Below are 21866 nucleotides of genomic sequence, written 5' to 3' on the forward strand. Positions count from 1 at the left end.
TTTGCCTTCGGCTTCCTCCAGATTCGCAGTTACCCGCGACACCCTTGCCGTTCGGCTAACTCTTCCCCTTGCCGGGCGAGTAGAGGACTTCCACCTCCAAGTGAGTGCGCCCTGCCGGGCGCACCAATGGAAACGCCACCCGCAGGTGGCGTTCGTCACGGCCTTCCGCGCCGACCGAAGCCGGCCGCCGGCGCTCAGATGCGCTTCGCGAGCTCCACGGCCTTGCCGACGTAACTCGCCGGCGTCATGTCGAGGAGACGCCGGCGGTCGGCTTCCGGGATCGCCAGCGTGCGGATGAAGTCCTGCAGCGCCTCGCGCGTGATGCCCTTGCCGCGGGTCATCGCCTTGAGCTGCTCGTAGGGGTTCTCGATGCCGAAGCGGCGCATCACGGTCTGCACCGGCTCCGCCAGCACTTCCCACGCGTTCTCGAGATCGGCTGCGAGCCGGCCCGGGTCCGCCTCCAGCTTGTTCAGGCCGCGCAGGCAGGAGTCGAGCGCGAGCAGCATGTGGCCGAAGCCCACGCCCATGTTGCGCAGCACCGTCGAATCGGTGAGGTCGCGCTGCATGCGCGAGACCGGCAGCTTCTCCGAGAAATGGCGCAGCACGCCGTTGGCGATCCCGAGGTTGCCTTCCGCGTTCTCGAAGTCGATCGGATTCACCTTGTGCGGCATCGTCGAGGAGCCGACCTCGCCTTCCTTCAGCTTCTGCTTGAAGTAGCCGAAGGAGATGTACATCCAGATGTCGCGGCAGGCGTCGATCAGGATCGTGTTGGTCCGCGCCATCGCGTCGAACAGCTCCGCCATCGCGTCGTGCGGTTCGATCTGGATCGTGTAGGGATTGAACTCCAGCCCCAGCGACTCGATGAAACGGCGGTTGAAGCCTTCCCAGTCGAAGTCGTCCCAGGCCGACAGGTGGGCGTTGTAATTGCCCACCGCGCCGTTGAACTTCGCCGTCAGCGACACCGCGGCGATCGCGGCGCGTGCGCGCAGCAGGCGCGCGGCGATGTTGGCCATCTCCTTGCCCAGCGTCGTCGGGCTGGCGGGCTGGCCGTGGGTGCGCGACAGCATCGGCAGGTTCGCGTGTTGATGGGCCAGTTCGCGCAAGCGGGCGATCACCTTGTCGAGCGCGGGCAGCAGCACCGCGTCGCGGCCTTCGCGCAGCATCAGCGCGTGCGAGGTGTTGTTGATGTCCTCGGAGGTGCAGGCGAAATGGATGAATTCCGACACCTTCGTGACTTCGGCGTTGTGGCCCAGGCGCTCCTTGAGCCAGTATTCCATCGCCTTCACGTCGTGGTTCGTCGTCGCCTCGATGGCCTTCACCGCGGCGCTGTCGACCGGCGAGAAGCCGGCGACCACGCCGTCCAGCTCCGCCACCGTCGCAGCCGAGAACGGCGCGATCTCGGCGAGCCGCGCTTCGCCGGCCAGCGCCTTGAGCCATTCGACCTCGACGCGCACGCGATTGCGGATCAGACCATGCTCGGAAAAATGCTCGCGCAGGCCCGCGACCTTTTCCTGGTAGCGGCCATCGAGCGGAGAAAGAGCGGTCAGGGGCGAAACGGACATGGCGGTATTTCCGGGCAAAAGTGTTATTTTAACCTCTGTGCCGCCGTCGAGTCGTCGACGGACCAATAATGGACAAACAGACCGGCACCCGCCAGACAGAGGTCACGCCATGAGCGACTCCGAAAAATACCGCATCAAGGTGACCGCGGTCGCCGAATACGGGCCGGGGCAATCTGCGCCGGAGGAGGATCGGTACGTGTTCGCCTATCACATCACGATCACCAACATCGGCAGTATCGGCGCGCAACTCCTCAGCCGCCACTGGATCATCACCGACGGATCGGGGAAGGTGCAGGAGGTGCGCGGACAGGGGGTGATCGGCGAACAACCCGTGCTCGCCCCCGGAGAGCAGTTCAGCTATTCGAGCGGCTCGGTGCTCGAAACGGCGGTCGGAACGATGCAGGGCAGCTACCAGATGGTGGCGGCGGACGGCCACCGCTTCGACGTCGAGATTCCGCTTTTCATGCTCGCGATGCCGCGCGTGCTGCACTGAGTCCGCACTAGGCCGCGCCGCCCTCCTGGAGCAACCGCGCCGGCAGCAGCACCTGCACCGCGGTGCCCTTGCCCAGTTCGGACTCCACCCGGACATGGCCTTCGTACAGGTGGGTCAGCGTATGGACCACGGCGAGCCCCATGCCCGTGCCGCACCCGACGTCCTTGGTCGTGAAGAAGGGTTCGAACAGTTTCTCACGGTGCTCCGCCGAGATCCCCATGCCGACGTCCGTCACGGTGATCGCGAGGAAATCGCCGCGGAACTCGTGACGACAGGAGTCGCAGCGCTGCATCGCGTCGAAGCTCGCGCGCTCGGCGCTCAGGCGGATGGTCCCGATGCCGGTGATCGCGTCGCGCGCGTTGATCAGCAGATTCATCATGATCTGATGAACGTGCGCCGGATCGACGGACAGCTGCGGCAGATCGGGCTCGATATCGGCCACCACCGCCAGCGTGTCCGGAAGCGTCGCGCGCAGCAAGCCGACGACCTCCCGCCCGATCTGGACGACCTGCGAGCTGCCCGGCTGCACTGCGCCGCCGCGCCTGAAACTGAGCAGCTGCTGAATCAGTTCGCGCGCCCGCTGGCCGGCCGCGCGAATCTCGTCGACGTACTTGACCACGCGCGGCAGCCGGCCATCCGCCTTGAGCTGCGTGGACGCCAGCTGCGAATACCCGAGGATTGCCGCGAGCACATTGTTGAAGTCGTGGGCGATGCCGCCCGCCAGCGTCGCGACGAGTTCCATGCGCTCGAGCCGCGCGACACGCTCGAACAGCTCATGCCTGCGACGCTCGTCGTCGCGCATCTGGGTGATGTCTTCCTTCAGCGCGACGAAGTGGCGCACCTCCCCGCTCTCGTCCCGCACCGGCGACACCGAGACCGCCTCGCGGATCAGGCGTCCGTCGCGGCTGCGGTTGGACATCTCGCCGCGCCAGGTCTGCCCGGTGAGAATAGTCCCCCACAGGTTCGCGTATTCCTCCTGCGTCGTCTCGCCGGACTTGAAGATGCTCGGACGGGCGCCGATCAGCTCTTCCTCGGAATATCCGTAGGCCTTGCAGCACGCCGGATTCACGTATTCGATGCGGCCGTTGCGGTCGGTGATGATGACCGAGCAGCCGGATTGCGCGATCGCCTCCGCCAGCGTCCGGTTGCGCACCTCGCTCGCCCGCAGGGCATCCTCCGCACGCTTGATCGGCGTGATGTCGGCGAAGCTCGTGATCACCGACGTGATGCAGCCCACCGTGTCCGCGAGGGGCTGGCTGTTGACCTGTATCCACACGGGCTCGCGCCCCGGATGGGCGATCCCCATGATCACGCCGCGCTGCGGCAAGCCCGTGCGCAGGGTCACCATCGCGGGATGCTGGTCGGCCGCGCAGGCGGAGCCATCCTCGTTTAGGAAGGCGACAGGGAGGCTCGCAGCGGTCTGGCCTTCCAGTTCCGCGGCCGAAAGGCCGTAGATCCGCTGCGCGGTGTGGTTGCTCGCGATGATCCGGCCTGCGCCGTCGCGCACGACGACCCCTTCGAGCATCACGTCGAAAAGGGGGGACAGGTCATCCTGTCCCTTGGTCCGGAGCAGGGACTGCAACTCGTCGGCCATCGTGTTCGCGATCGGACTGGATCCCGAATTATACGTTTCGCATAACTCCGCCGCCACCCGAATTTCTGAATTCGGGCTCAGCTCCGATAATCCGCATTGATCTTGACGTAATCGTACGAGAAATCGCAAGTCCACACCGTGGCCTGCGCACGGCCGCGCCCGAGATCGACGCGCACGGTGATCTCGGCTTCCTTCATCACGCGCGCGCCCGCCTCCTCGCGGTACGTCGCGGCGCGCCCGCCATTCTCGGCCACGAGCACTTCCTCGCTCGCGCTTGCCAGCCACACGCGCAGCGCGCCCACGTCGAGATCGTCGATGCCGGCGTAGCCGATGGCCGCGAGGATGCGGCCGAGGTTGGGGTCGGAGGCGAAGAACGCGGTCTTGACGAGCGGCGAGTGCCCGATCGCGTAGGCCACCTTGCGGCATTCGCCGCGATCCCGTCCGCCGCCGACGGCGATCGTCATGAACTTGGTCGCCCCCTCGCCATCGCGCACGATCGCCTGGGCGAGGCGGACCGAGACGTCGATGACGGCCTCGCGCAGTGCGCGGTAGTCGTCCCCCAGCGGATCGTTGATCTCGGGATTGCCGGCCTGTCCGGTGGCGATGACGATGAACGAGTCGTTGGTGGAGGTGTCGCCGTCCACGGTAATGCTGTTGAACGACAGGTCCGCCGCCTCACGTGCCAGCGACTCGAGCAGGGACTGCGAAATGGCGGCATCGCAGGCGAGGAAGCCGAGCATCGTCGCCATGTTGGGCTTGATCATGCCCGCGCCCTTGCTGATGCCGGTGAGCGTGACGGTGCGTCCGGCGATGGTGACCTGGCGCGACACGGCCTTGGCGACGGTATCGGTGGTCATGATCGCGTGCGCGGCGTCGAACCAGCCGTCGGCGCGCAGGTTCGCCTGCGCAGCGGGGAGGCCGGCGACGAGACGATCCACGGGCAGCGGCTCGAGGATCACGCCGGTCGAAAACGGCAGCACCTGCCGGGCCCCGACGCCCGCCAGCCGGGCGACGGCGGCACAGGTCGCGCTGGCGTTCGCCAGCCCTTCCTCGCCCGTGCCGGCGTTGGCCACGCCGGTATTGATCACCAGCGCGCGGATGTCCCCGCCCGGCAGGTGCTCCTTGCACACCTGCACCGGCGCGGCGCAGAAGCGGTTGAGCGTGAATACACCCGCCACGCGACTGCCGGGCGCCACTTCGATGAGGGTCAGGTCGCGCCGGTTCTGTTTGCGGATGGCGGCTTCGGCAACGCCGAGTCGCACGCCGGCGACCGGGCGCAGCTCGGAAGCGGTGGGGGTGGAGAGGTTAACGGGCATGGCAGTTCTCCATCGGACAAAGGGCGGCAAGCGCCGCCGGGGGGTCAGTCGGTTGCAGTGCACGCGTTGCCGTCATGCCGAGCGTCAGCCGTTCTGGCGTGACGAGCTGGCGGCAGTGACGGCGAGCGAAACCTGCTGGGCGAACAACTGGAAGGCTTCGAAACTTTCATCGTCGATAGCCTGCGCGGCATTCGGCCGATCCGCGTAAAAGAGCCCGATCGGGCGTCCCTGCGCGCGGATCGGCGCGATGCAGGCATGGGGGGCGTCGGTCACCTGCAGCAGTCGGTCGATACGGATTCCGGGCGGCGTCTGCCCCGGACCGAAACACATCGCGCGCGGATTACGAAAGAACTCGTTGAACAGATCCCCGGCCGTGGCGTCGAGCGAAAAGATGAAGCGCTGCCGGAGGGTTTCTGCGCCTGCGCCGAGCGAGGTCTTGCCGACGAGCTGCAGCCGGTTCGGCGTCAGCAACGCGAACAGCACGCGATCGAATCCGACGCCGCGGTAGATGCCTTCGAGCACGAGCTGAAGGATTTCATTGAGGTTCGCCCCCGCCGCGATGCGGCCGGAAATCTCGCGCAGGATCCTGAGCTGCAGTTGGGGGTCGGGCTCCATCGCCGCCGCCGCAGGCGGTGCCTCGTCCGCCTCCGTCTTCGCGGCCGCCGCCACGGGCCGCGGGATCAGCTCGGCGGCTTCGGCGACGCCGAAATAGGCGGCGATGCGTGCGGCTTCCACGCTGTTGGCGGCGAGTTCCTCGCGCATCGCCTCGGGCGAAAGTCCGGTGAAATTCGACAGCCCCTGAACCAGCCTGTCGATGCCGGGGGCATCCCAGCCACTCTCGACCTCGACGGCGAATCGTTGTCCATAGTGGATCGCCTGTTCGGCCGCGCCGGTGCGGCCGCTGCCATCGAGCACGGACTGCAGCAGCGGGCCCAGTTTCCACTCGCGCGCGAGGCCTTGCGAGAGCTGCCGCAGCCGGAAGCCCAGCACGCCCATCTGCGCGTCCTCGTCGGCCTCGCCGGCCGCAAGGGCTTCGTCCAGCCTTTGCGCGAGCCGGCCGCCGAAGCACCAGAAGGCCATCTCGCCGACGCGCGACAGCAGTGCGGCGATGAAGACCTCCTCGCTGCGCCCGTCCCGCCTCAGTGCGGCCAGGGCACGCGCCTGCACGGCCGCATGGAACACGCGCGCCATCTCATCGACGACTCGCTGCCTCACACCGCCTGCCAGCAGGGAATCGATGACGCGAATCGCGATGGCAATTTCCGCGACGGCATTGAACCCGAGCACCACGATCGCGCGGCTGATCGTGCTGACGCCGTGGCGAGCGGGGTTGTATAGCGCGCTGTTCGCGAGCTTGAGCACCTTCGCCGTCATCGCGGCGTCCTGCAGGATCGCCTGCGCGAGCTTGCCGGTGGGGGACTTCTCGTCTTCGGTAACGGAGTGGATCAGGGCAACCGTCGCACCGAGGGCCGGCATCTCCTGGTCGCGAATGAACGCGACCCATTCGCCGAGGTTGCGCGGCTCGCGCCCGCCCGACTCCGCGGCATCGCCCGGGGCGTCCTGAACACCCAGCTGCAGTTCGGGAAAGAGCACAGGCTCGCCGGGGCGCCTGCCCTTCGGATCAGCCGAGCCCGTCATGACCGATGAAGGCCTGCAGGAAGCCAAAAACGGCCCGCGAAGGGCCGTTCCGGTCGTGGCGGGAAAGCTTCGAGCCGCCCATCGCGTCTCAGTTCAGCTTGCCGTGGCAGTGCTTGTACTTCTTGCCCGAGCCGCAAGGACAGGGATCGTTGCGCCCGACCTTCGGCGCCTGCGCCACGGCGACGCCCCCCTCCTGGGCGGCCGCCCCGGTACCGAGCGCCTCGTCGTAGTCGGCATGGTGGTACTGCACGTTATCGAGCTCGGGTGGACGCTCGGCTTCCTCGAGTTGCGACTCGGTGCGCACCTGCACCGTCATCAGCAACTTGGAGACCTCGCTGCGCACGGTGTCGAGCAGGGCTTCGAACAGCTCGAACGCCTCGCGCTTGTATTCCTGCTTCGGGTTCTTCTGGGCGTAGCCGCGCAGGTGGATGCCCTGGCGCAGGTGATCCAGCGACGCGAGGTGCTCGCGCCAGTGCGTGTCGAGGCTCTGCAGCATCACATCGCGCTCGAACTTGTGCCACGCCCCGGCGTCGACGAGCGCGACCTTCGCTGCATAGGCCTCGTCGGCAGCGGCGAGGATGCGCTTGAGAATGGTCTCGTCGTCGAGATTCGCCTCGGCCTTCAGCCACTCGCCAACCGGCTGGCGCAGCTGGAATTCCGCCGTGAGCGCCTGTTCCAGCGCGGGGATCTCCCACTGTTCCTCGACGCTGTCGACCGGCACGTAGATGCGGAAGGTGTCGTGCAGCACCCCCTGGCGCATCGCGTGGATCGTGTCGGAGATGTCCTCGCTCTGGAGCAGTTCGTTGCGCTGCTGGTAGATGACCTTGCGCTGGTCGTTGGCGACGTCATCGTATTCGAGCAACTGCTTGCGGATGTCGAAGTTGCGTTGTTCGACCTTGCGCTGCGCCGATTCCAGCGAGCGGGTGACCATCGCATGCTCGATCGCCTCGCCCTCGGGCATCTTCAGGCGCACCATGATCGCGTTCAGGCGCTCGCCGGCGAAGATCTTCATCAGCGGATCCTCGAGCGACAGGTAGAAGCGCGAGCTGCCCGGGTCGCCCTGGCGGCCCGCACGGCCGCGCAGCTGGTTGTCGATGCGGCGCGACTCGTGGCGCTCGGTGCCGACGATGTGCAGGCCGCCCGCGGCGAGCACCTGCTCGTGCACCTTCTGCCATTCCGCACGCATCGTGCCGATGCGCTCGTCCTTCTGTTCCGCCGTCAGCGACTCGTCCTCGCGGAGGACCGCGATCTGCCGCTCGATGCTGCCGCCGAGCACGATGTCGGTGCCGCGACCGGCCATGTTGGTCGCGATCGTGATGACGCCGGGACGGCCCGCCTGGGCGACGATTTCGGCCTCATGCTCGTGCTGCTTGGCGTTCAGCACCTGGTGCGGCAGCTTCTGCCGCTGCAACTCGGCGGACAGGAATTCGTTGATCTCGATCGAGGTCGTGCCGACCAGCACCGGCTGGCCGCGTCCGACGCATTCGCGGATGTCGGCGATCACCGCGTCCCACTTCTCCTGCGCGGTCCGATACACCTTGTCGTTGTCGTCGCGGCGCAGCATCGGCCGGTTCGTCGGGATCACGACGGTTTCCAGGCCGTAGATCTGGTGGAACTCGTAGGCTTCCGTGTCGGCCGTGCCGGTCATGCCGGCGAGCTTGCCGTACATGCGGAAGTAGTTCTGGAAGGTGATCGACGCGAGGGTCTGGTTCTCGGCCTGGATGCGCACCCCTTCCTTCGCCTCGACGGCCTGGTGCAGGCCTTCCGACCAGCGCCGGCCGGCCATCAGGCGGCCGGTGAATTCGTCGACGATCACCACCTCGTTGTTCTGCACGACGTAGTGCTGATCCTTGAAGTACAGCGCGTGCGCGCGCAGCGCGGCGTAGAGGTGATGCACCAGCAGGATGTTGCCCGGGTCGTACAGGCTCGCGCCCTCGGCCAGCAGGCCCATGCGGGTGAGGATCTGCTCGGCGTTCTCGTGCCCCTGCTCGGTCAGCAGCACCTGGCGTGCCTTGAGGTCCAGCGTGTAGTCGCCCGGCTTGGTGACCTCCTCGCCTTCGCCTTCCTGCTGCGTGAGCATGGGCGGGAGCTGGTTGAGCTTGAGGTACAGCTCGGTGTGGTCCTCGGCCTGGCCGGAGATGATCAGCGGCGTGCGAGCCTCGTCGATGAGGATCGAGTCCACCTCATCGACGATCGCGAAGTTCAGGCCCCGCTGCACGCGCTCGCTGGTGGAATACACCATGTTGTCGCGCAGGTAGTCGAAGCCGAACTCGTTGTTGGTGCCGTAGGTGATGTCGGAGGCGTAAGCGGCCTGCTTCTCCTCGTGCGCCATGCGCGACAGGTTGCAGCCCGTGGTCAGGCCGAGGAAGCCGTAGATGCGGCCCATCCAGTCGGCGTCGCGGCTCGCGAGGTAGTCGTTGACGGTGATGACGTGCACGCCCTTGCCGGCCAGCGCGTTGAGGTAGGCCGGCAGCGTCGCAACGAGCGTCTTGCCCTCGCCGGTGCGCATTTCGGCGATCTTGCCGTTGTGCAGCACCATGCCACCGATCAGCTGCACGTCGAAATGCCGCATCCCGTGCACGCGCCTGGCCGCCTCGCGCACGACCGCGAAGGCTTCCGGCAGCAGGCTGTCGAGCGACTCGCCGCCCGCAATGCGCTGCTTGAACTCGTCCGTCTTGGCCCGCAGGGCCTCGTCCGTCAGCGCGGAAATCGTCGCCTCGAGCGCATTGATCGTGCGCACGGTCTGGGAGTACTGGCGGATGAGGCGGTCGTTGCGACTACCGAAAATCTTCTTGAGCAGGCCGGAAATCATGTGGGTATCTGAAGGGACCGATTCGGCAAAGCAGGAAGTTTAGCATGCCGGCCGCAAGCCCCCCAGCGGCGGCCGCGGCATGCTCGCGCCGCCTCGCGACAGCAACCGGGCTGCCGCCGGCTTGCGGTCAGGCACGGCCGCGCCTACCATCGCAGCGCAAACCGACTCAGGCAAGATCATGACCCAGCTCATCCAGCGTTTCCTCGGCACCGGCGACGCTCTGGCACGCCTGAAGGACCACGCCGCGCGCCTGATGCGCCTGCAGAACATGCTCCAGCAGCAGCTGCCGCCGGCGCTCGCATCGTCGTGCTCGGTCGCCAACCTGAAAGGGGAAACGCTCGTGCTGCTCGCCAACGGCGGCGCAGTCGCGGCGCGGCTGAAGCAGATCGCGCCCTCGCTGATCCAGCAATTCGCTGCGGCCGGCCTTGCGATCACGACGATCCAGGTGAAGGTCAAGGTGATCGAGGCACGCGACGAACGGCGCCCGCCGCCGCAGCGGACGATTTCGGAGACCGGCAGCCGCAGCCTCGAGGACTTTTCGGCCACGCTGCCCGCAGAGTCGCCGCTGCGCGAATCGCTCGAACGCCTGATCCGGCGCAGCCGCCGCGACTGAGGCTACCCTGCCGGGCGGCGCTTGCCGCATGCGTCAGGCGAACGGGACGAACACCCGTTCGAGCGCAAACAGGGCGAGGAACACCAGCAGGACCACGAGGCCGGCGCGAAAGCAGTTCCACGCCCAGCGGCGGTACTTCGGATTGCCGGTGAAAATCCACGCGATGATCGATCCGCCGATGCCGATCAGCGCAAGCACCGCGAACAGACGGATCACGAGCATCGCGGGGCGGTCAGGCGGCGAGCGAAAGTTCGAACTGGTGACTGACCGCAGCCGGCGTCGTGACGTCCTGCTCGAAGGTCACGATCTCCCAGGCCGTGCGGTCTTCCAGCAACACGCGCAGCACCTGGTTGTTCAGTGCATGCCCGGCCTTGTGCGCGGAATAGCGGGCGAGCAGCGGATGGCCACACAGGTAGAGGTCGCCGATCGCGTCGAGGACCTTGTGCTTCACGAATTCGTCGACGTAGCGCAAGCCTTCGGCGTTGAGCACGCGGTACTCGTCCATCACGATCGCGTTGTCCAGGCTGCCACCGAGCGCCAGGCCGTTCGCGCGCATGAACTCCACGTCCTGCATGAAGCCGAAGGTGCGCGCGCGGGCGACGTCGCGGACGTAGGAATGCTCGGCGAAATCGATGCTCACCTGCGTCGAGGTCTTGTCGATCGCCGGGTGGTTGAAGACGATGGAGAAATCCAGCCGGAAGCCGTCGTAAGGCTCCAGGCGCACCCACTTGTCGTCCTCGCGGTACTCGACCACCTTCTTCACGCGCAGGAAACGCTTCGCGGCCTTCTGCTCCTCGATGCCGGCCGACTGCAGCAGGAACACGAAAGGCCCGGCGCTGCCGTCGAGGATCGGAATCTCGGGCGCATCGACGTCGATGTGAAGATTGTCGATGCCGAGTCCGGCAAGCGCCGACATCAGATGCTCGACGGTACCGACCTTGGCCCCCTCGCGCTCCAGGCCCGAACACATGCGCGTGTCGCACACCGAATAGGGATCGGCCGGAAAGTCGATGGGCGGATCGAGGTCCACGCGGTGGAACACGATGCCCGTGTCCGGCGCTGCCGGGCGCAGCACAAGCTGGACCTTGCGTCCGCCGTGCAGGCCGACGCCGGTAGCCTTGATGAGCGATTTGAGGGTGCGCTGCCTGATCATTGTTAAATTCCCGTTACACGACAGCAGTTTAGCATGCATACGGGGGGCATCGTGGCGAGTTTGGTTGCGACGCAACATGCAACGCACAATTGCGCCACGGCACGCATGACAGCCGCGCCCTGAAACGGCGACGGGCGCCCGCACAGACCGGAGGCGACGGTCTGCAGCGGGCGCCCGTCAGGGCTCGGACTCCCGGTCTCAGTCAGCCTGCTTGCGCAGGAAGGCCGGGATGTCGTAGGTGCCCATGCCGTTGGCGCTCATCGCCTCGACCGTGGTGCGACGGCCGGAACGGATCACCGCAGGCACATCGAGATTGGTCATGTCGATGGCGCCGACCGACGGACCATAGGTGCCGGTGCCCTGGACGACCTGCATCACCGGCTGGCGCGCGGCGCGCGGCACGCCGAGGCCGGTCGCGACGACGGTGACGCGCACGCAATCTTCCATCGACTCGTCGAACACGGTGCCGTACTTCACGAACGCTTCGGGTGCGGCGAAGGCCTGGACGGTCTTCACGGCGTCGCGCACTTCGGACATCTTCAGCGAGCGGCTGGCGGTGATGTTGATCAGCACGCAACGCGCGCCCGACAGTTCGGTACCTTCGAGCAGCGGGCTCACGGCGGCCTGCTCGGCGGCGATGCGCGCGCGGTCCATGCCGGAGGCTTCGGCCGAACCCATCATCGCACGGCCCATCTCGCCCATCGCGGTGCGTACGTCCTGGAAGTCGACGTTCACGAGGCCCGGCACGTTGATGATCTCGGCAATGCCGCCGACGGCGCTGCGCAGCACGTTGTCGGCCGAACGGAAGCAGTCCTCGAAGCCGGCGTCGTCGCCATACACCTCGAGCAGCTTGTCGTTGAGCACGATGATCAGCGAGTCGACGTAGCGGGTGAGTTCCTCGACGCCGCTTTCCGCGACGCGCAGGCGGTTCTCGAAGTCGAAGGGCTTGGTCACGACCGCAACGGTCAGGATGCCCATTTCCTTCGCGATCTCGGCGACGACGGGTGCTGCGCCGGTGCCGGTGCCGCCGCCCATGCCGCCGGTGATGAAGCACATGTGGGCGCCGTCGAGCGCCGCTGCGATGGCTTCGCGCGAATCCTGTGCGGCGGCACGGCCGGCTTCGGGCTTCGAGCCCGCGCCCAGGCCGGAGCTGCCCAGCTGGATCTTGTGCGGGGCGAGGCAGCGATTGAGCGCCTGCGCATCGGTGTTGGCGACGATGAAGTCGACGCCCTGCACCCCTTCCCGAATCATGTGGTCGACGGCGTTGCCGCCCGCGCCACCGACACCGATCACCTTGATGATCGTGCCGGTCTGCTCCTTCTCAATGATCTCAAACATTTGCCTCGCCTCCCGAAAATACAACCCCAATATGCACCGAGCCGCCGTCGAGTCTACATCTAGTAGCAAATTTAAAGTTTACAACTAAATACCGGACACAAAGCAACAACTCATTCAATTTGGCTGGAAAATTCCACGCCAGCCGTCAAAAATTCTTCTCGAACCACGCCTTCATGCGTCCGAACACCTGGCGCACGCTGCGCGTCTCGCGCGCGAGCATGCCGCGACGGCGCTGTGCATGGCCTTCCATCACCAGTCCCATGGCCGTGGCATAGCGCGGATGGCACACGACATCCGCGAGGCCGCCCGCGTACTGGGGCGCGCCGATGCGCACCGGCATGTGGAAGACTTCCTCGCCCAGTTCGACCATCCCCAGCATCACGGACGAACCGCCGCTGAGCACGATGCCCGAGGACAGCAGTTCCTCGTAGCCGCTGCGGCGCAGCTCGGCCTGCACCAGCTCGAAGAGTTCCGACACGCGCGGTTCGATCACGTCGGCCAGGCGCTGGCGCGACAGCGGGCGCGGCGGGCGGTCGCCGACGCCCGGCACCTCGATCATTTCCTCGGGATCGGCCAGCGTGTGCATCGCCACGCCGTGGCGGATCTTGATCTCCTCGGCTTCGGAGGTCGGCGTGCGCAGCGCCATCGCGATGTCGTTGGTGATCTGGTCGCCCGCGACCGGCAGCACCGCGGTGTGGCGGATCGCGCCGTGGGTGAAGACCGCGATGTCGGTGGTGCCGCCGCCGATATCGACGAGGCACACGCCCAGTTCCTTCTCGTCCTCGGTCAGCACCGCGTAGCTCGACGCCAGGGGCTGCAGGATCAGGTCCATGACTTCGAGGCCGCAGCGACGCACGCACTTGATGACGTTCTGCGCGGCAGACACGGCACCGGTGACGATATGCACCTTGACCTCGAGCTTCACGCCGCTCATGCCGATCGGTTCGCGCACGCCGCCCTGCCCGTCGATGATGAATTCCTGGGTGAGCGTGTGCAAGATCTGCTGTTCGGCGGGCACCGGCATCGCACGTGCGACTTCGATCACGCGCTCGACGTCGAGCGGCGTGACCTCCTTGTCCTTGATCGCGACCATGCCGTTCGAGTTGAAGCTCTTGATGTGGCTGCCGGCGATCCCGGTATAGACGTCGTGGATCTTGCAGTCGGCCATCACCTCGACTTCCTGGATCACGCGCGAGATCGCATCGACCGTGGCCTCGATGTTGACGACCACGCCACGCTTCAAGCCGCTGGTCGGCTGCGTGCCGACGCCGACGACGTTGAGCCGTCCGTCGGGGCGCACTTCGGCGACCATGCACGTGACCTTGGCGGTGCCGATGTCCAGCCCGACGATCAGGTCCTTGTATTCCTTGCTCATTGCTTGCCTTTAGCTGCCTTGTAGTCCCCCACGGGCGTGAGGGCGAATCCGCTCGGGTAGCGAAGATCCGCTACCGCCACCTGCACTCCAACCTTTTCCCGGGCCTGGGGCCACGCACGCACGAAGCGTTCGAGCCGTTCGCCGATCGGCGCCTTTTCCTGGTCGCGCCCAAGCACGATCACCATCCCGTCATCGAGCTTGAGCTGCCAGGCTTCACGCGCGGACAAGGCGAGGCCGACGAGCTTGCGGCCGAGGGGTTCGAGCATCGCGCCGAATTCGCTGTGCTTCGCCTGGATGTAGCCGGCCGAACCCTGCGGCCCCGAGAAGGACGGCATCGCAGCGTTGCTCGCGGCGACGAAGACTTCACCCTGGCGGTTCACGAGCTGCGAGTCGCCGCTTTCCGACACCGTCCAGTAGGCGACCGCCTGGTGTTCCTCGAGGCGCAGCTCCAGCACGTCGGGCCAGCGGCGGCGCACTTCGGCGCGGCGGACCCAGGGCAGCTTCTCGAAGGTCTCGCGCACGGTCTCGAGGTCGACTGAGAAGAAGTTGCCGTGGATCGCGCTGCGGGCGACGTATTCGAGCTGTTCGGTGGTCACCTGCGCCGGCGGCGTCAGCACGACCACCTCGCGCAGCGGAAACAGCGGGCGCGACAGGAACCACGCGACCAGCGCGTAGCCGATCGCGACCGCCGCGAACAGCATCAAGATGTCCGAGAACAGATTCAGCACGGCCGGCCGGTGCCATACGCCCAGGCGCTCGTGCGCGCGACCGGGCATCCGGCTGGTGCCGGAAAGTCCGCGCGCGGCAAGCGGGGAGCGCAGGCGGAGGTCAGCCAAGACGGGCATCCTCCAGGATCGCGAGGCAGAGCTGGGTGAAGTCCATGCCGGCGACGCGCGCCGACATCGGCACGAGCGAATGGCCCGTCATGCCCGGCGAGGTGTTCATTTCCAGCAGGTAGGGCCGCCCGTCTTCGGTCAGGATCAGGTCCGCACGACCCCAGCCGCGGCAGCCGAGCACCTGGGCGCACTTCATCACCAGCGCCCGGAGGGCCTGCTCCTGCTCGGCGGGCAGGCCGCAGGGGCACAGATAGCGCGTGTCGTCGGTGAAGTACTTGTTCTGGTAGTCGTAGTTGCCGCCGGGCGCTTCGATGCGGATCAGCGGCAGCGCACGGTCACGCAGGAAGGGCGCGGTCAGCTCGGCGCCGGTGATGAATTCCTCGGCGATCACCAGATCGTCGAAGCGCGCGGCCAGCTCCCAGGCGGCCTTCAGCTGCCCGGCCTCGGTCACCTTGGTCGCGCCCATGCTGGAGCCCTCGTGCACCGGCTTCACGAAGATCGGCAGGCCGAGGTCGGCCGCGACCGCGTCCCAGTCGGTGTCAGCGTTCAGGATCGCGTAGCGCGGCGTCGGCAGGCCGCAGGCCGCCCACACCATCTTGGTGCGCCACTTGTCCATCGCCAGCGCGGAGGCCATCACGCCGCTGCCGGTGTAGGGAATCTTCAGCAGTTCCAGCATGCCCTGCACCGTACCGTCCTCACCGCCGCGTCCGTGCAGGGCGATGAAGGCGCGGTCGTAGCCCTGCTCCTTGAGGATGTGCAGGTCGAGCTCGGCGGGGTCGAAGCCGTGCGCATCGACCCCCGCGGCACGCAGGGCCTCGAGCACCGCGCCGCCCGACATCAGCGAAACGTCCCTTTCCGCCGAGGAGCCGCCCAGCAGCACCGCGACCTTGCCGAATTTCGCGCGCATGGCCGGATCGACCACGTACTTGTCCGTCACTTCACCGCTCACGCCACATCCTCGCTGTTGGCCAGTTGTCCAGGCACGCCTCCGATCGAGCCCGCGCCCATCGTGATCACCACGTCGCCGTCGCGCGCCGCCGACAGGATCGTCGCCGGCATGTCGGCGATGTCCTCGACGAAGATCGGTTCGACCTTGCCGGCGACACGGATCGCGCGCGCCAGCGAACGTCCGTCGGCCGCGACGACCGGCGACTCGCCGGCGGCATACACTTCGGCCAGCATCAGGGCATCGACGGTCGACAGCACCTTCACGAAGTCCTCGAAACAGTCGCGCGTGCGCGTGTAGCGGTGCGGCTGGAAGGCGAGGACGAGGCGCCGGTCGGGGAAGGCACCGCGCGCGGCGGCGAGCGTCGCCGCCATTTCGACCGGGTGGTGGCCGTAGTCGTCGATCAGCGTAAAGCTGCCGCGCTCGCTGCCGTCTTCGCCGCGCAGCGGAATCTCGCCGTAGCGCTGGAAGCGGCGGCCGACGCCCTTGAACTCGGCCAGCGCCTTGATGATCGCCGCATCCGGCACCTGCGCCTCGGTCGCCACGGCGATCGCCGCCAGCGCGTTGAGCACGTTGTGCAGGCCGGGCAGGTTCAGTTCGATCGGCAGGCGGCTGATCGTGCCGTTGACGCGCACGGCGTCGAACAGCATGCGGCCGCCTTCGGCGCGGATGTTCTCGGCGCGGATGTTGGCCGTCTCGGACAGGCCGTAACGGACGATCTGCTTCGACACCAGTGGCATGATCGAGCGCACGTGCGGGTCGTCCTCGCACAGCACCGCGACGCCGTAAAACGGCAGGTGCTGGAGGAAATCGACGAAGGCCTGCTTGAGGCGGGCGAAATCGTGCCCGTAGGTGTCCATGTGGTCGGCGTCGATGTTCGTGACGACCGAGATCACCGGGGTCAGCAGCAGAAAGGAGGCATCGGACTCGTCGGCTTCGGCGACGAGGAAGTCGCCCTTGCCGAGGCGCGCATTGGCACCGGCGGCGTTCAGCTTGCCGCCGATGACGAAGGTCGGATCCAGGCCGCCTTCGGCGAGGATGCTGGCGACGAGCGAGGTGGTGGTCGTCTTGCCGTGCGTGCCGGCGATGGCGATGCCCTGCTTGAGGCGCATCAGCTCGGCGAGCATCTGGGCACGCGGGACGACGGGCACGTGACGCGCGCGCGCGGCGATGACCTCGGGGTTGTCGTTGCGCACGGCCGTCGAGATCACGACCGCGTCGGCCTGGGCGACGTTTTCCGCGGCATGGCCCGCTACCACGCGGGCGCCCAGCGCGCGCAGACGGCGCGTCGCGGCGTTCTCGCCGAGGTCCGAGCCGCTGACCGAGTAGCCGAGGTTGACCAGCACCTCCGCGATGCCGCTCATGCCGGCGCCGCCGATACCGACGAAATGGATGCGTTTAACCTTGTGTTTCATTGCTTTCTCCCTGCCGCGAGGTCCTCGCAGACCTTCGCGACGGCCTCCGCGGCACGCGGCTTGGCGAGCGCGCGCGCCTTCGCGGCCATGTCGAGCAGGCGCGGACGATCCAGACCCGCGAGAATGCCCGCCAGCCGCTCGGCGTTGAGTTCGGTTTGCGGAAGCAGATAGGCTGCTCCCTGATCGGCGAGGAAGCGCGCGTTCCCGGTCTGATGATCGTCCACCGCGTGCGGGAAGGGCACGAGCAGGCTCGCCGCGCCGACGGCGGCGAGTTCCGCGACGGTTAGCGCCCCGGCGCGGCAGATCACGAGATCGGCCTCGGCGTATTTCGTCGCCATGTCGTCGATGAAGGGCAGCAGTTCGCCGTCGACACCGGCCGCCGCGTAGGCGGCGCGCAGCGCGTCGATCTGCTTCGCGCCGGCCTGATGCGTGACGAGCGGGCGCTCGGCGGGCTGCATGCGCGCCAGCGCCTGCGGCACCGTCTGGTTCAGCACCGCCGCACCGAGACTGCCGCCGACCACGAGCAGCTTGAGCGGCCCGCGGCGATCGGCGAAGCGCTCTTCCGGAGCGGCGGCCGCGGCGATGTCCGCACGCACCGGGTTGCCGACCCACCCCGCCTTCTTCAGCGTTTTCGGGAAACCCGCGAGCACGCGGTCGGCGACGCCGGCAAGCACGCGATTCGCGAGCCCCGCGACGGAGTTCTGCTCGTGCAGGACCAGGGGACGTCCCGTGAGCGCCGCCATCATGCCGCCGGGAAACGTGACGTAGCCGCCCATGCCCAGCACGACGTCGGGGCGGATGCGCCCCAGTTCGCGCAGCGCCTGCCAGAAGCCGCGCAGCAGGTTCAGCGGCAGCAGCAGCTTGCGCACGAGCCCCTTACCCCGCAACGCCGTGAAGCGCACCCAGGCGGTCTCGTAGCCGCGTTCCGGAACGATGCGCGCTTCCATGCCGTCCGGATTGCCCATCCAGACGATGCGCCAGCCGCGCGCGCGCAGCACTTCCGCCACCGCGATACCGGGGAAGATGTGTCCGCCCGTGCCGCCCGCCATCACGAGGAGCGTCTTCATGAGCGCCCCCGCATGACTTGGCGGTTTTCCCAGTCGACGCGCAGCAGGATCCCGAGAGCGATGCAGTTTGCGACGATACCCGAGCCGCCGAAGCTCATCAGCGGCAGCGTGAGGCCTTTCGTCGGCAGCAGGCCGGTGTTCACGCCCATGTTGATGAAGGACTGCACGCCGATCCACAGGCCGATCCCCATTGCGACGAGACCCGAGAAATAACGCTCGAGCTTGATCGCCTCGCGTCCGATGAACATCGCGCGATGCACCAGGATGGCGAACAGGATGACGATGGTCAGCACGCCGACGAAACCGAGCTCCTCGGCGATCACCGCAAGCAGGAAGTCGGTATGTGCTTCGGGCAGGTAGAAGAGCTTCTCGACGCTCGCTCCGAGGCCGACGCCGAACCACTCGCCGCGGCCGAAGGCGATCAAGGCGTGCGACAGCTGGTAACCCTTGCCGAAGGCGTCCTGCCACGGGTCCATGAAACCGAACAGGCGGTCGCGGCGGTAGGGTGACAGCCAGACGAGCAGCGCGAGACCGATCACCGCGACGATGGCGAGCAGGACGAAGACCCGCACGTTGATGCCGCCGAGGAACAGCACGCCGAACGCGATGGCGGCGACGACGACGAAGGCGCCGAAGTCCGGCTCGCGCAGCAGCAGGAAGCCGACGAGGACGATGGTGACCGCCATCGGCAGGAAGCCGCGGCGGAAGCTGCCCATGTCCGGGAGTTTGCGGACCGTGTAGTCGGCGGCATACAGCGCGGCGAAGAGCTTCATCAGCTCGGACGGCTGCAGGTTGATGGGACCGAGCGGCAGCCAGCGCTGCGCACCGTTCACCTCGCGCCCCACGCCCGGGATCAGCACCACGATCAGCAGCGCGAGGCCGGCGAGGAAGAGCAGCGGCGCGAACTGCTGCCACTGGCGCATCGTGACCTGGAAGGCCATCAGCCCGCCGACGACGCCGATCGCGAGGAAGACCGCATGCCGGATGACGAAGTAGTAAGGCTGGTAGCCGGTGAACTTGCTCCCTTCGGCCATCGCGATCGACGACGAATACACCATCACGAGGCCGATGAGGAGGAGCGCCGCAGACGACCAGATCAGCAGCGGATCGAGGTCGCGCGCGGGCGCGGGCGGACTCATCAGGCGGTTGACCGCGCGGCTGGTGTCCGCACCGACGCCCCCGGCGCTGCGCGAGCCGATCCAGCCGGTCAGGGCGCTCATGAACTTCATGGCGCGCTCACTCCGCGCTGCCGCAGTACTGCCGCGACGAACACTTCCGCGCGGTGGGCGTAGTTGCGGAACATGTCGAGGCTCGCGCAGGCGGGCGAGAGCAGGACGACATCGCCCGCCTGCGCCAGCGCGGCAGCGCGCGCGACGGCGGCATCCATGTCGGCTGCACGTTCGGTGGGCACGCCCGAACCGGCCAGCGCCGCATCGATCAGCGCAGCATCGCGGCCGATCAGCATCACGGCGCGCGCATGGCGCGCGACGGCGTCGCGCAGGGGAGAGAAGTCCTGTCCCTTGCCGTCGCCCCCCGCGATCAGGACCACGCGCCGCCCGAGGCCTTCGAGCGCGGCGAGCGTCGCGCCGACGTTGGTTCCCTTGGAGTCGTCGTAGAACACCACGCCGTCGTCGCGCCGAGCCACCGGCTCGACGCGGTGCGGAAGTCCCTTGAACGCCTTGAGGCCTTCGATCAGTGCCAGCCAGGGAAGTCCGGCCGCACGTGCGAGCGCCAGCGCGGCCATCGCGTTCGCGGCGTTGTGCGCGCCGGCGAGGGGGAGCTCGTCGAGGCGCAGCAGGCGCTGCCCGCCACAGACCATCCACGCCGCACCGTCGGCATCCGCTGCGATGCCGTAATCGTCCGGCCCTGCGGGCGCGTCGGTGCCGAAGGTCACGACACGCCGCCCGGCCTGCGCCATCGCAAGCACGCGCACATCCTGGCGGTTGAGGACCTGTACGCCGTCGCCTGCGAAGATCAGCGCCTTGATCGCGGCATAGCTGTCGAGATCGCCGTGGCGGTCGAGGTGGTCGTCGGTGACGTTCAGCACCGTCGCGCCTTCGGCGTTCAGGCCGGCGGTGGTCTCCAGCTGGAAGCTCGACAGCTCGAGCACCCAACATTCGGGCAGTGCTTCACCACGGTCCATCCGCTCCATCAGCACCGTGAGCGCCGCGGGGCTGATGTTGCCCGCCGCGACGGCGTCCAGTCCCGCGGCGCGGCACAGCGCAGCCGTCAGCGCGGTGGTCGTGGTCTTGCCGTTGGTACCGGTGATCGCGAGGATGCGGGTGTGGGCGCGCTCCGCTCCCGCGAGCGCTTCGGCGAGAAGCGTCATCTCGCCGACGATCTCGATGCCGCGGCGCCGCGCCTCAACGAGCATAGGCGTGCGCGCGTCGATCCCCGGGCTGAGGGCGATGCGGGCGACGCCATCGAGCAGGTCATCCGAGAACGCGCCGAGGACGATCTCGGCGGCCGGAACGCTCACCTCGAGTACCGTTAGCCCCGGCGGTTCGCGGCGGCTGTCGGCAACGCGCACGCGCGCGCCCTGACGCGCGCACCACTGCGCCATCGCGAGGCCCGATTCGCCGAGCCCGAGAACCAGTACGAGCTTGTCGGTTGCAGCGCTCATCTCAGTTTCAGCGTCGAAAGACCGAACAGCACGAGCATGATCGTGATGATCCAGAAGCGCACCACGACCTGGGTTTCCTTCCAGCCGCCCAGCTCGTAGTGGTGATGCAGGGGCGCCATGCGGAAGATGCGCTTGCCGCCGCTGAACTTGAAGTACAGCACCTGCGCCATCACCGACATCGTCTCGGCGACGAACAGGCCGCCCATGATGAAGAGCACGATCTCCTGGCGCACGACGACGGCCACCGTGCCCAGCGCGGCGCCCAGCGCGAGTGCACCGACGTCGCCCATGAACACTTCCGCCGGGTAGGCGTTGAACCACAGGAAGCCGAGGCCGGCGCCGCACAGGGCGCCCAGGAACACCGCGAGTTCGCCCGCGCCGTTGATGTAGGGCACACCGAGATATTTCGAAAAGCCGGCATGACCGGCCACGTAGGCAAAGATCGCGAGCGCGCCCGCGACCATCACCGTCGGCATGATCGCGAGACCGTCCAGGCCGTCGGTGAGGTTCACCGCATGGCTCGTGCCGTTGATGACGAAATACGAGAGCGCGACGAAGCCGTAGATCCCCAGCGGGTAGGACACGGCCTTGAAGAAGGGCACGATCAGCTCGGTCTGGGCCGGCTCGTGGGCGGTCACGCTCAGGAACACCGCCGCACCGAGGGCGATCAGCGAGGTCCACAGGTATTTCCAGCGGCTGGGCAACCCCTTCGGGTCGCGATGCACGACCTTGCGCCAGTCATCGACCCAGCCGACCGCGCCGAAGCCGAGGGTCACGAACAGCGTCACCCAGATGTACTGGTTGCGCAGGTCGCCCCACAACAGCGTGGTGATCGCGATCGCGATCAGGATCAGCGCACCGCCCATCGTCGGGGTGCCGGCCTTGGTGAGATGGGACTTGGGGCCGTCGTCGCGTACGGCCTGACCGATCTTCTTCGCCGCGAGCCAGCGGATCAGCGAAGGACCGAAAACGAAGGAGATGACGAGCGCGGTGAGCGACGCGAGGACCGTGCGCAGCGTGATGTAGCCGAACACGTTGAAGGTGCGGATATCCTGACCCAGCCAGAGGGCGAGTTCGAGCAGCAT

General features: G+C 67.3%; 18 protein-coding genes. 2 read left to right on the forward strand and 16 right to left on the reverse strand.

Annotation, left to right across the window (positions count from 1 at the left end; all coding sequences use genetic code 11):
• Positions 1–194: 194 nt before the first annotated feature.
• A complete protein-coding gene (gene purB / locus GPA22_RS19605; RefSeq protein WP_169257751.1) occupies positions 195–1562 on the reverse strand; it encodes an adenylosuccinate lyase in 1368 nt (455 codons plus the stop codon).
• 109 nt (positions 1563–1671) lie between these two features.
• On the opposite strand from purB, the gene apaG reads away from it, so the two are divergent.
• A complete protein-coding gene (apaG, locus tag GPA22_RS19610; protein ID WP_169257752.1) occupies positions 1672–2055 on the forward strand; it encodes a Co2+/Mg2+ efflux protein ApaG in 384 nt (127 codons plus the stop codon).
• A gap of 7 nt (positions 2056–2062) precedes the next feature.
• On the opposite strand, the gene GPA22_RS19615 is transcribed toward apaG, so the two are convergent.
• From GPA22_RS19615 to secA, 4 genes are all read right to left on the reverse strand, one after another.
• Entirely contained in the window at positions 2063–3649 is a 1587-nt protein-coding gene (locus GPA22_RS19615; protein WP_169257753.1) for a hybrid sensor histidine kinase/response regulator, read from the reverse strand.
• Positions 3650–3726: 77 nt separating this feature from the next.
• A complete protein-coding gene (gene argJ / locus GPA22_RS19620; protein ID WP_169257754.1) occupies positions 3727–4965 on the reverse strand; it encodes a bifunctional glutamate N-acetyltransferase/amino-acid acetyltransferase ArgJ in 1239 nt (412 codons plus the stop codon).
• 84 nt (positions 4966–5049) lie between these two features.
• Entirely contained in the window at positions 5050–6558 is a 1509-nt protein-coding gene (locus tag GPA22_RS19625) for an HDOD domain-containing protein (RefSeq protein WP_343036106.1), read from the reverse strand.
• A 133-nt stretch (positions 6559–6691) separates the two neighbouring features.
• Positions 6692–9415: a preprotein translocase subunit SecA gene (gene secA / locus GPA22_RS19630; protein ID WP_169257756.1), complete on the reverse strand. Its 2724-nt coding sequence runs from the start codon at positions 9413–9415 to the stop codon at positions 6692–6694.
• 178 nt (positions 9416–9593) lie between these two features.
• Here secA and GPA22_RS19635 point away from each other — a divergent pair, with 178 nt between their 5' ends.
• The gene (locus GPA22_RS19635; RefSeq protein WP_169257757.1) at positions 9594–10028 is read left to right on the forward strand and encodes a DciA family protein; all 435 of its coding nucleotides are present in this window, start codon (positions 9594–9596) and stop codon (positions 10026–10028) included.
• Between the two features lie 33 nt (positions 10029–10061).
• Here GPA22_RS19635 and GPA22_RS19640 read toward each other — a convergent pair whose 3' ends face one another.
• From GPA22_RS19640 to mraY, 11 genes are all read right to left on the reverse strand, one after another.
• Complete coding sequence (locus GPA22_RS19640) at positions 10062–10250, reverse strand: hypothetical protein (RefSeq protein WP_169257758.1); 189 nt, start codon at positions 10248–10250, stop codon at positions 10062–10064.
• 10 nt (positions 10251–10260) lie between these two features.
• Positions 10261–11181 (reverse strand): UDP-3-O-acyl-N-acetylglucosamine deacetylase, encoded by a 921-nt coding sequence (gene lpxC / locus GPA22_RS19645; protein WP_169257760.1) that lies wholly within the window; start codon positions 11179–11181, stop codon positions 10261–10263.
• Positions 11182–11379: 198 nt separating this feature from the next.
• Positions 11380–12519, reverse strand: a complete 1140-nt coding sequence (gene ftsZ / locus GPA22_RS19650; protein ID WP_169257761.1) for a cell division protein FtsZ — start codon at positions 12517–12519, stop codon at positions 11380–11382.
• A 145-nt stretch (positions 12520–12664) separates the two neighbouring features.
• The gene (ftsA, locus tag GPA22_RS19655) at positions 12665–13894 is read right to left on the reverse strand and encodes a cell division protein FtsA (protein WP_169257762.1); all 1230 of its coding nucleotides are present in this window, start codon (positions 13892–13894) and stop codon (positions 12665–12667) included.
• The gene (locus GPA22_RS19660) at positions 13891–14739 is read right to left on the reverse strand and encodes a cell division protein FtsQ/DivIB (protein WP_169257763.1); all 849 of its coding nucleotides are present in this window, start codon (positions 14737–14739) and stop codon (positions 13891–13893) included. The genes ftsA and GPA22_RS19660 overlap by 4 nt, the downstream gene beginning before the upstream one ends.
• On the reverse strand, positions 14723–15637 hold the full coding sequence (locus GPA22_RS19665; protein ID WP_169257780.1) for a D-alanine--D-alanine ligase: 915 nt from the start codon (positions 15635–15637) through the stop codon (positions 14723–14725). The genes GPA22_RS19660 and GPA22_RS19665 overlap by 17 nt, the downstream gene beginning before the upstream one ends.
• 38 nt (positions 15638–15675) lie before the next feature.
• Positions 15676–17091, reverse strand: a complete 1416-nt coding sequence (gene murC / locus GPA22_RS19670) for a UDP-N-acetylmuramate--L-alanine ligase (RefSeq protein WP_169257764.1) — start codon at positions 17089–17091, stop codon at positions 15676–15678.
• A complete protein-coding gene (gene murG / locus GPA22_RS19675; RefSeq protein ID WP_169257765.1) occupies positions 17088–18158 on the reverse strand; it encodes an undecaprenyldiphospho-muramoylpentapeptide beta-N-acetylglucosaminyltransferase in 1071 nt (356 codons plus the stop codon). Before murG ends, murC begins: the two co-directional genes overlap by 4 nt.
• Positions 18155–19387: a putative lipid II flippase FtsW gene (gene ftsW, locus GPA22_RS19680; RefSeq protein WP_169257766.1), complete on the reverse strand. Its 1233-nt coding sequence runs from the start codon at positions 19385–19387 to the stop codon at positions 18155–18157. The genes murG and ftsW overlap by 4 nt, the downstream gene beginning before the upstream one ends.
• On the reverse strand, positions 19384–20781 hold the full coding sequence (murD, locus tag GPA22_RS19685) for a UDP-N-acetylmuramoyl-L-alanine--D-glutamate ligase (RefSeq protein ID WP_169257767.1): 1398 nt from the start codon (positions 20779–20781) through the stop codon (positions 19384–19386). Before murD ends, ftsW begins: the two co-directional genes overlap by 4 nt.
• The gene (mraY, locus tag GPA22_RS19690; RefSeq protein WP_169257768.1) at positions 20778–21866 is read right to left on the reverse strand and encodes a phospho-N-acetylmuramoyl-pentapeptide-transferase; all 1089 of its coding nucleotides are present in this window, start codon (positions 21864–21866) and stop codon (positions 20778–20780) included. The genes murD and mraY overlap by 4 nt, the downstream gene beginning before the upstream one ends.

Source organism: Aromatoleum toluvorans (assembly GCF_012910905.1).
Classification (GTDB): domain Bacteria; phylum Pseudomonadota; class Gammaproteobacteria; order Burkholderiales; family Rhodocyclaceae; genus Aromatoleum; species Aromatoleum toluvorans.

What these genes read in the sequence shown, in the direction of transcription:
- purB (WP_169257751.1), bottom strand. Translation starts at nt 1,562, where the DNA reads ATGTCCGTTTCGCCCCTGACCGCTCTTTCTCCGCTCGATGGCCGCTAC.
- apaG (WP_169257752.1), top strand. Translation starts at nt 1,672, where the DNA reads ATGAGCGACTCCGAAAAATACCGCATCAAGGTGACCGCGGTCGCCGAA.
- GPA22_RS19615 (WP_169257753.1), bottom strand. Translation starts at nt 3,649, where the DNA reads ATGGCCGACGAGTTGCAGTCCCTGCTCCGGACCAAGGGACAGGATGAC.
- argJ (WP_169257754.1), bottom strand. Translation starts at nt 4,965, where the DNA reads ATGCCCGTTAACCTCTCCACCCCCACCGCTTCCGAGCTGCGCCCGGTC.
- secA (WP_169257756.1), bottom strand. Translation starts at nt 9,415, where the DNA reads ATGATTTCCGGCCTGCTCAAGAAGATTTTCGGTAGTCGCAACGACCGC.
- GPA22_RS19635 (WP_169257757.1), top strand. Translation starts at nt 9,594, where the DNA reads ATGACCCAGCTCATCCAGCGTTTCCTCGGCACCGGCGACGCTCTGGCA.
- GPA22_RS19640 (WP_169257758.1), bottom strand. Translation starts at nt 10,250, where the DNA reads ATGCTCGTGATCCGTCTGTTCGCGGTGCTTGCGCTGATCGGCATCGGC.
- lpxC (WP_169257760.1), bottom strand. Translation starts at nt 11,181, where the DNA reads ATGATCAGGCAGCGCACCCTCAAATCGCTCATCAAGGCTACCGGCGTC.
- ftsZ (WP_169257761.1), bottom strand. Translation starts at nt 12,519, where the DNA reads ATGTTTGAGATCATTGAGAAGGAGCAGACCGGCACGATCATCAAGGTG.
- ftsA (WP_169257762.1), bottom strand. Translation starts at nt 13,894, where the DNA reads ATGAGCAAGGAATACAAGGACCTGATCGTCGGGCTGGACATCGGCACC.
- GPA22_RS19660 (WP_169257763.1), bottom strand. Translation starts at nt 14,739, where the DNA reads ATGCCCGTCTTGGCTGACCTCCGCCTGCGCTCCCCGCTTGCCGCGCGC.
- GPA22_RS19665 (WP_169257780.1), bottom strand. Translation starts at nt 15,637, where the DNA reads ATGCGCGCGAAATTCGGCAAGGTCGCGGTGCTGCTGGGCGGCTCCTCG.
- murC (WP_169257764.1), bottom strand. Translation starts at nt 17,091, where the DNA reads ATGAAACACAAGGTTAAACGCATCCATTTCGTCGGTATCGGCGGCGCC.
- murG (WP_169257765.1), bottom strand. Translation starts at nt 18,158, where the DNA reads ATGAAGACGCTCCTCGTGATGGCGGGCGGCACGGGCGGACACATCTTC.
- ftsW (WP_169257766.1), bottom strand. Translation starts at nt 19,387, where the DNA reads ATGAAGTTCATGAGCGCCCTGACCGGCTGGATCGGCTCGCGCAGCGCC.
- murD (WP_169257767.1), bottom strand. Translation starts at nt 20,781, where the DNA reads ATGAGCGCTGCAACCGACAAGCTCGTACTGGTTCTCGGGCTCGGCGAA.
- mraY (WP_169257768.1), bottom strand. Translation starts at nt 21,866, where the DNA reads ATGCTGCTCGAACTCGCCCTCTGGCTGGGTCAGGATATCCGCACCTTC.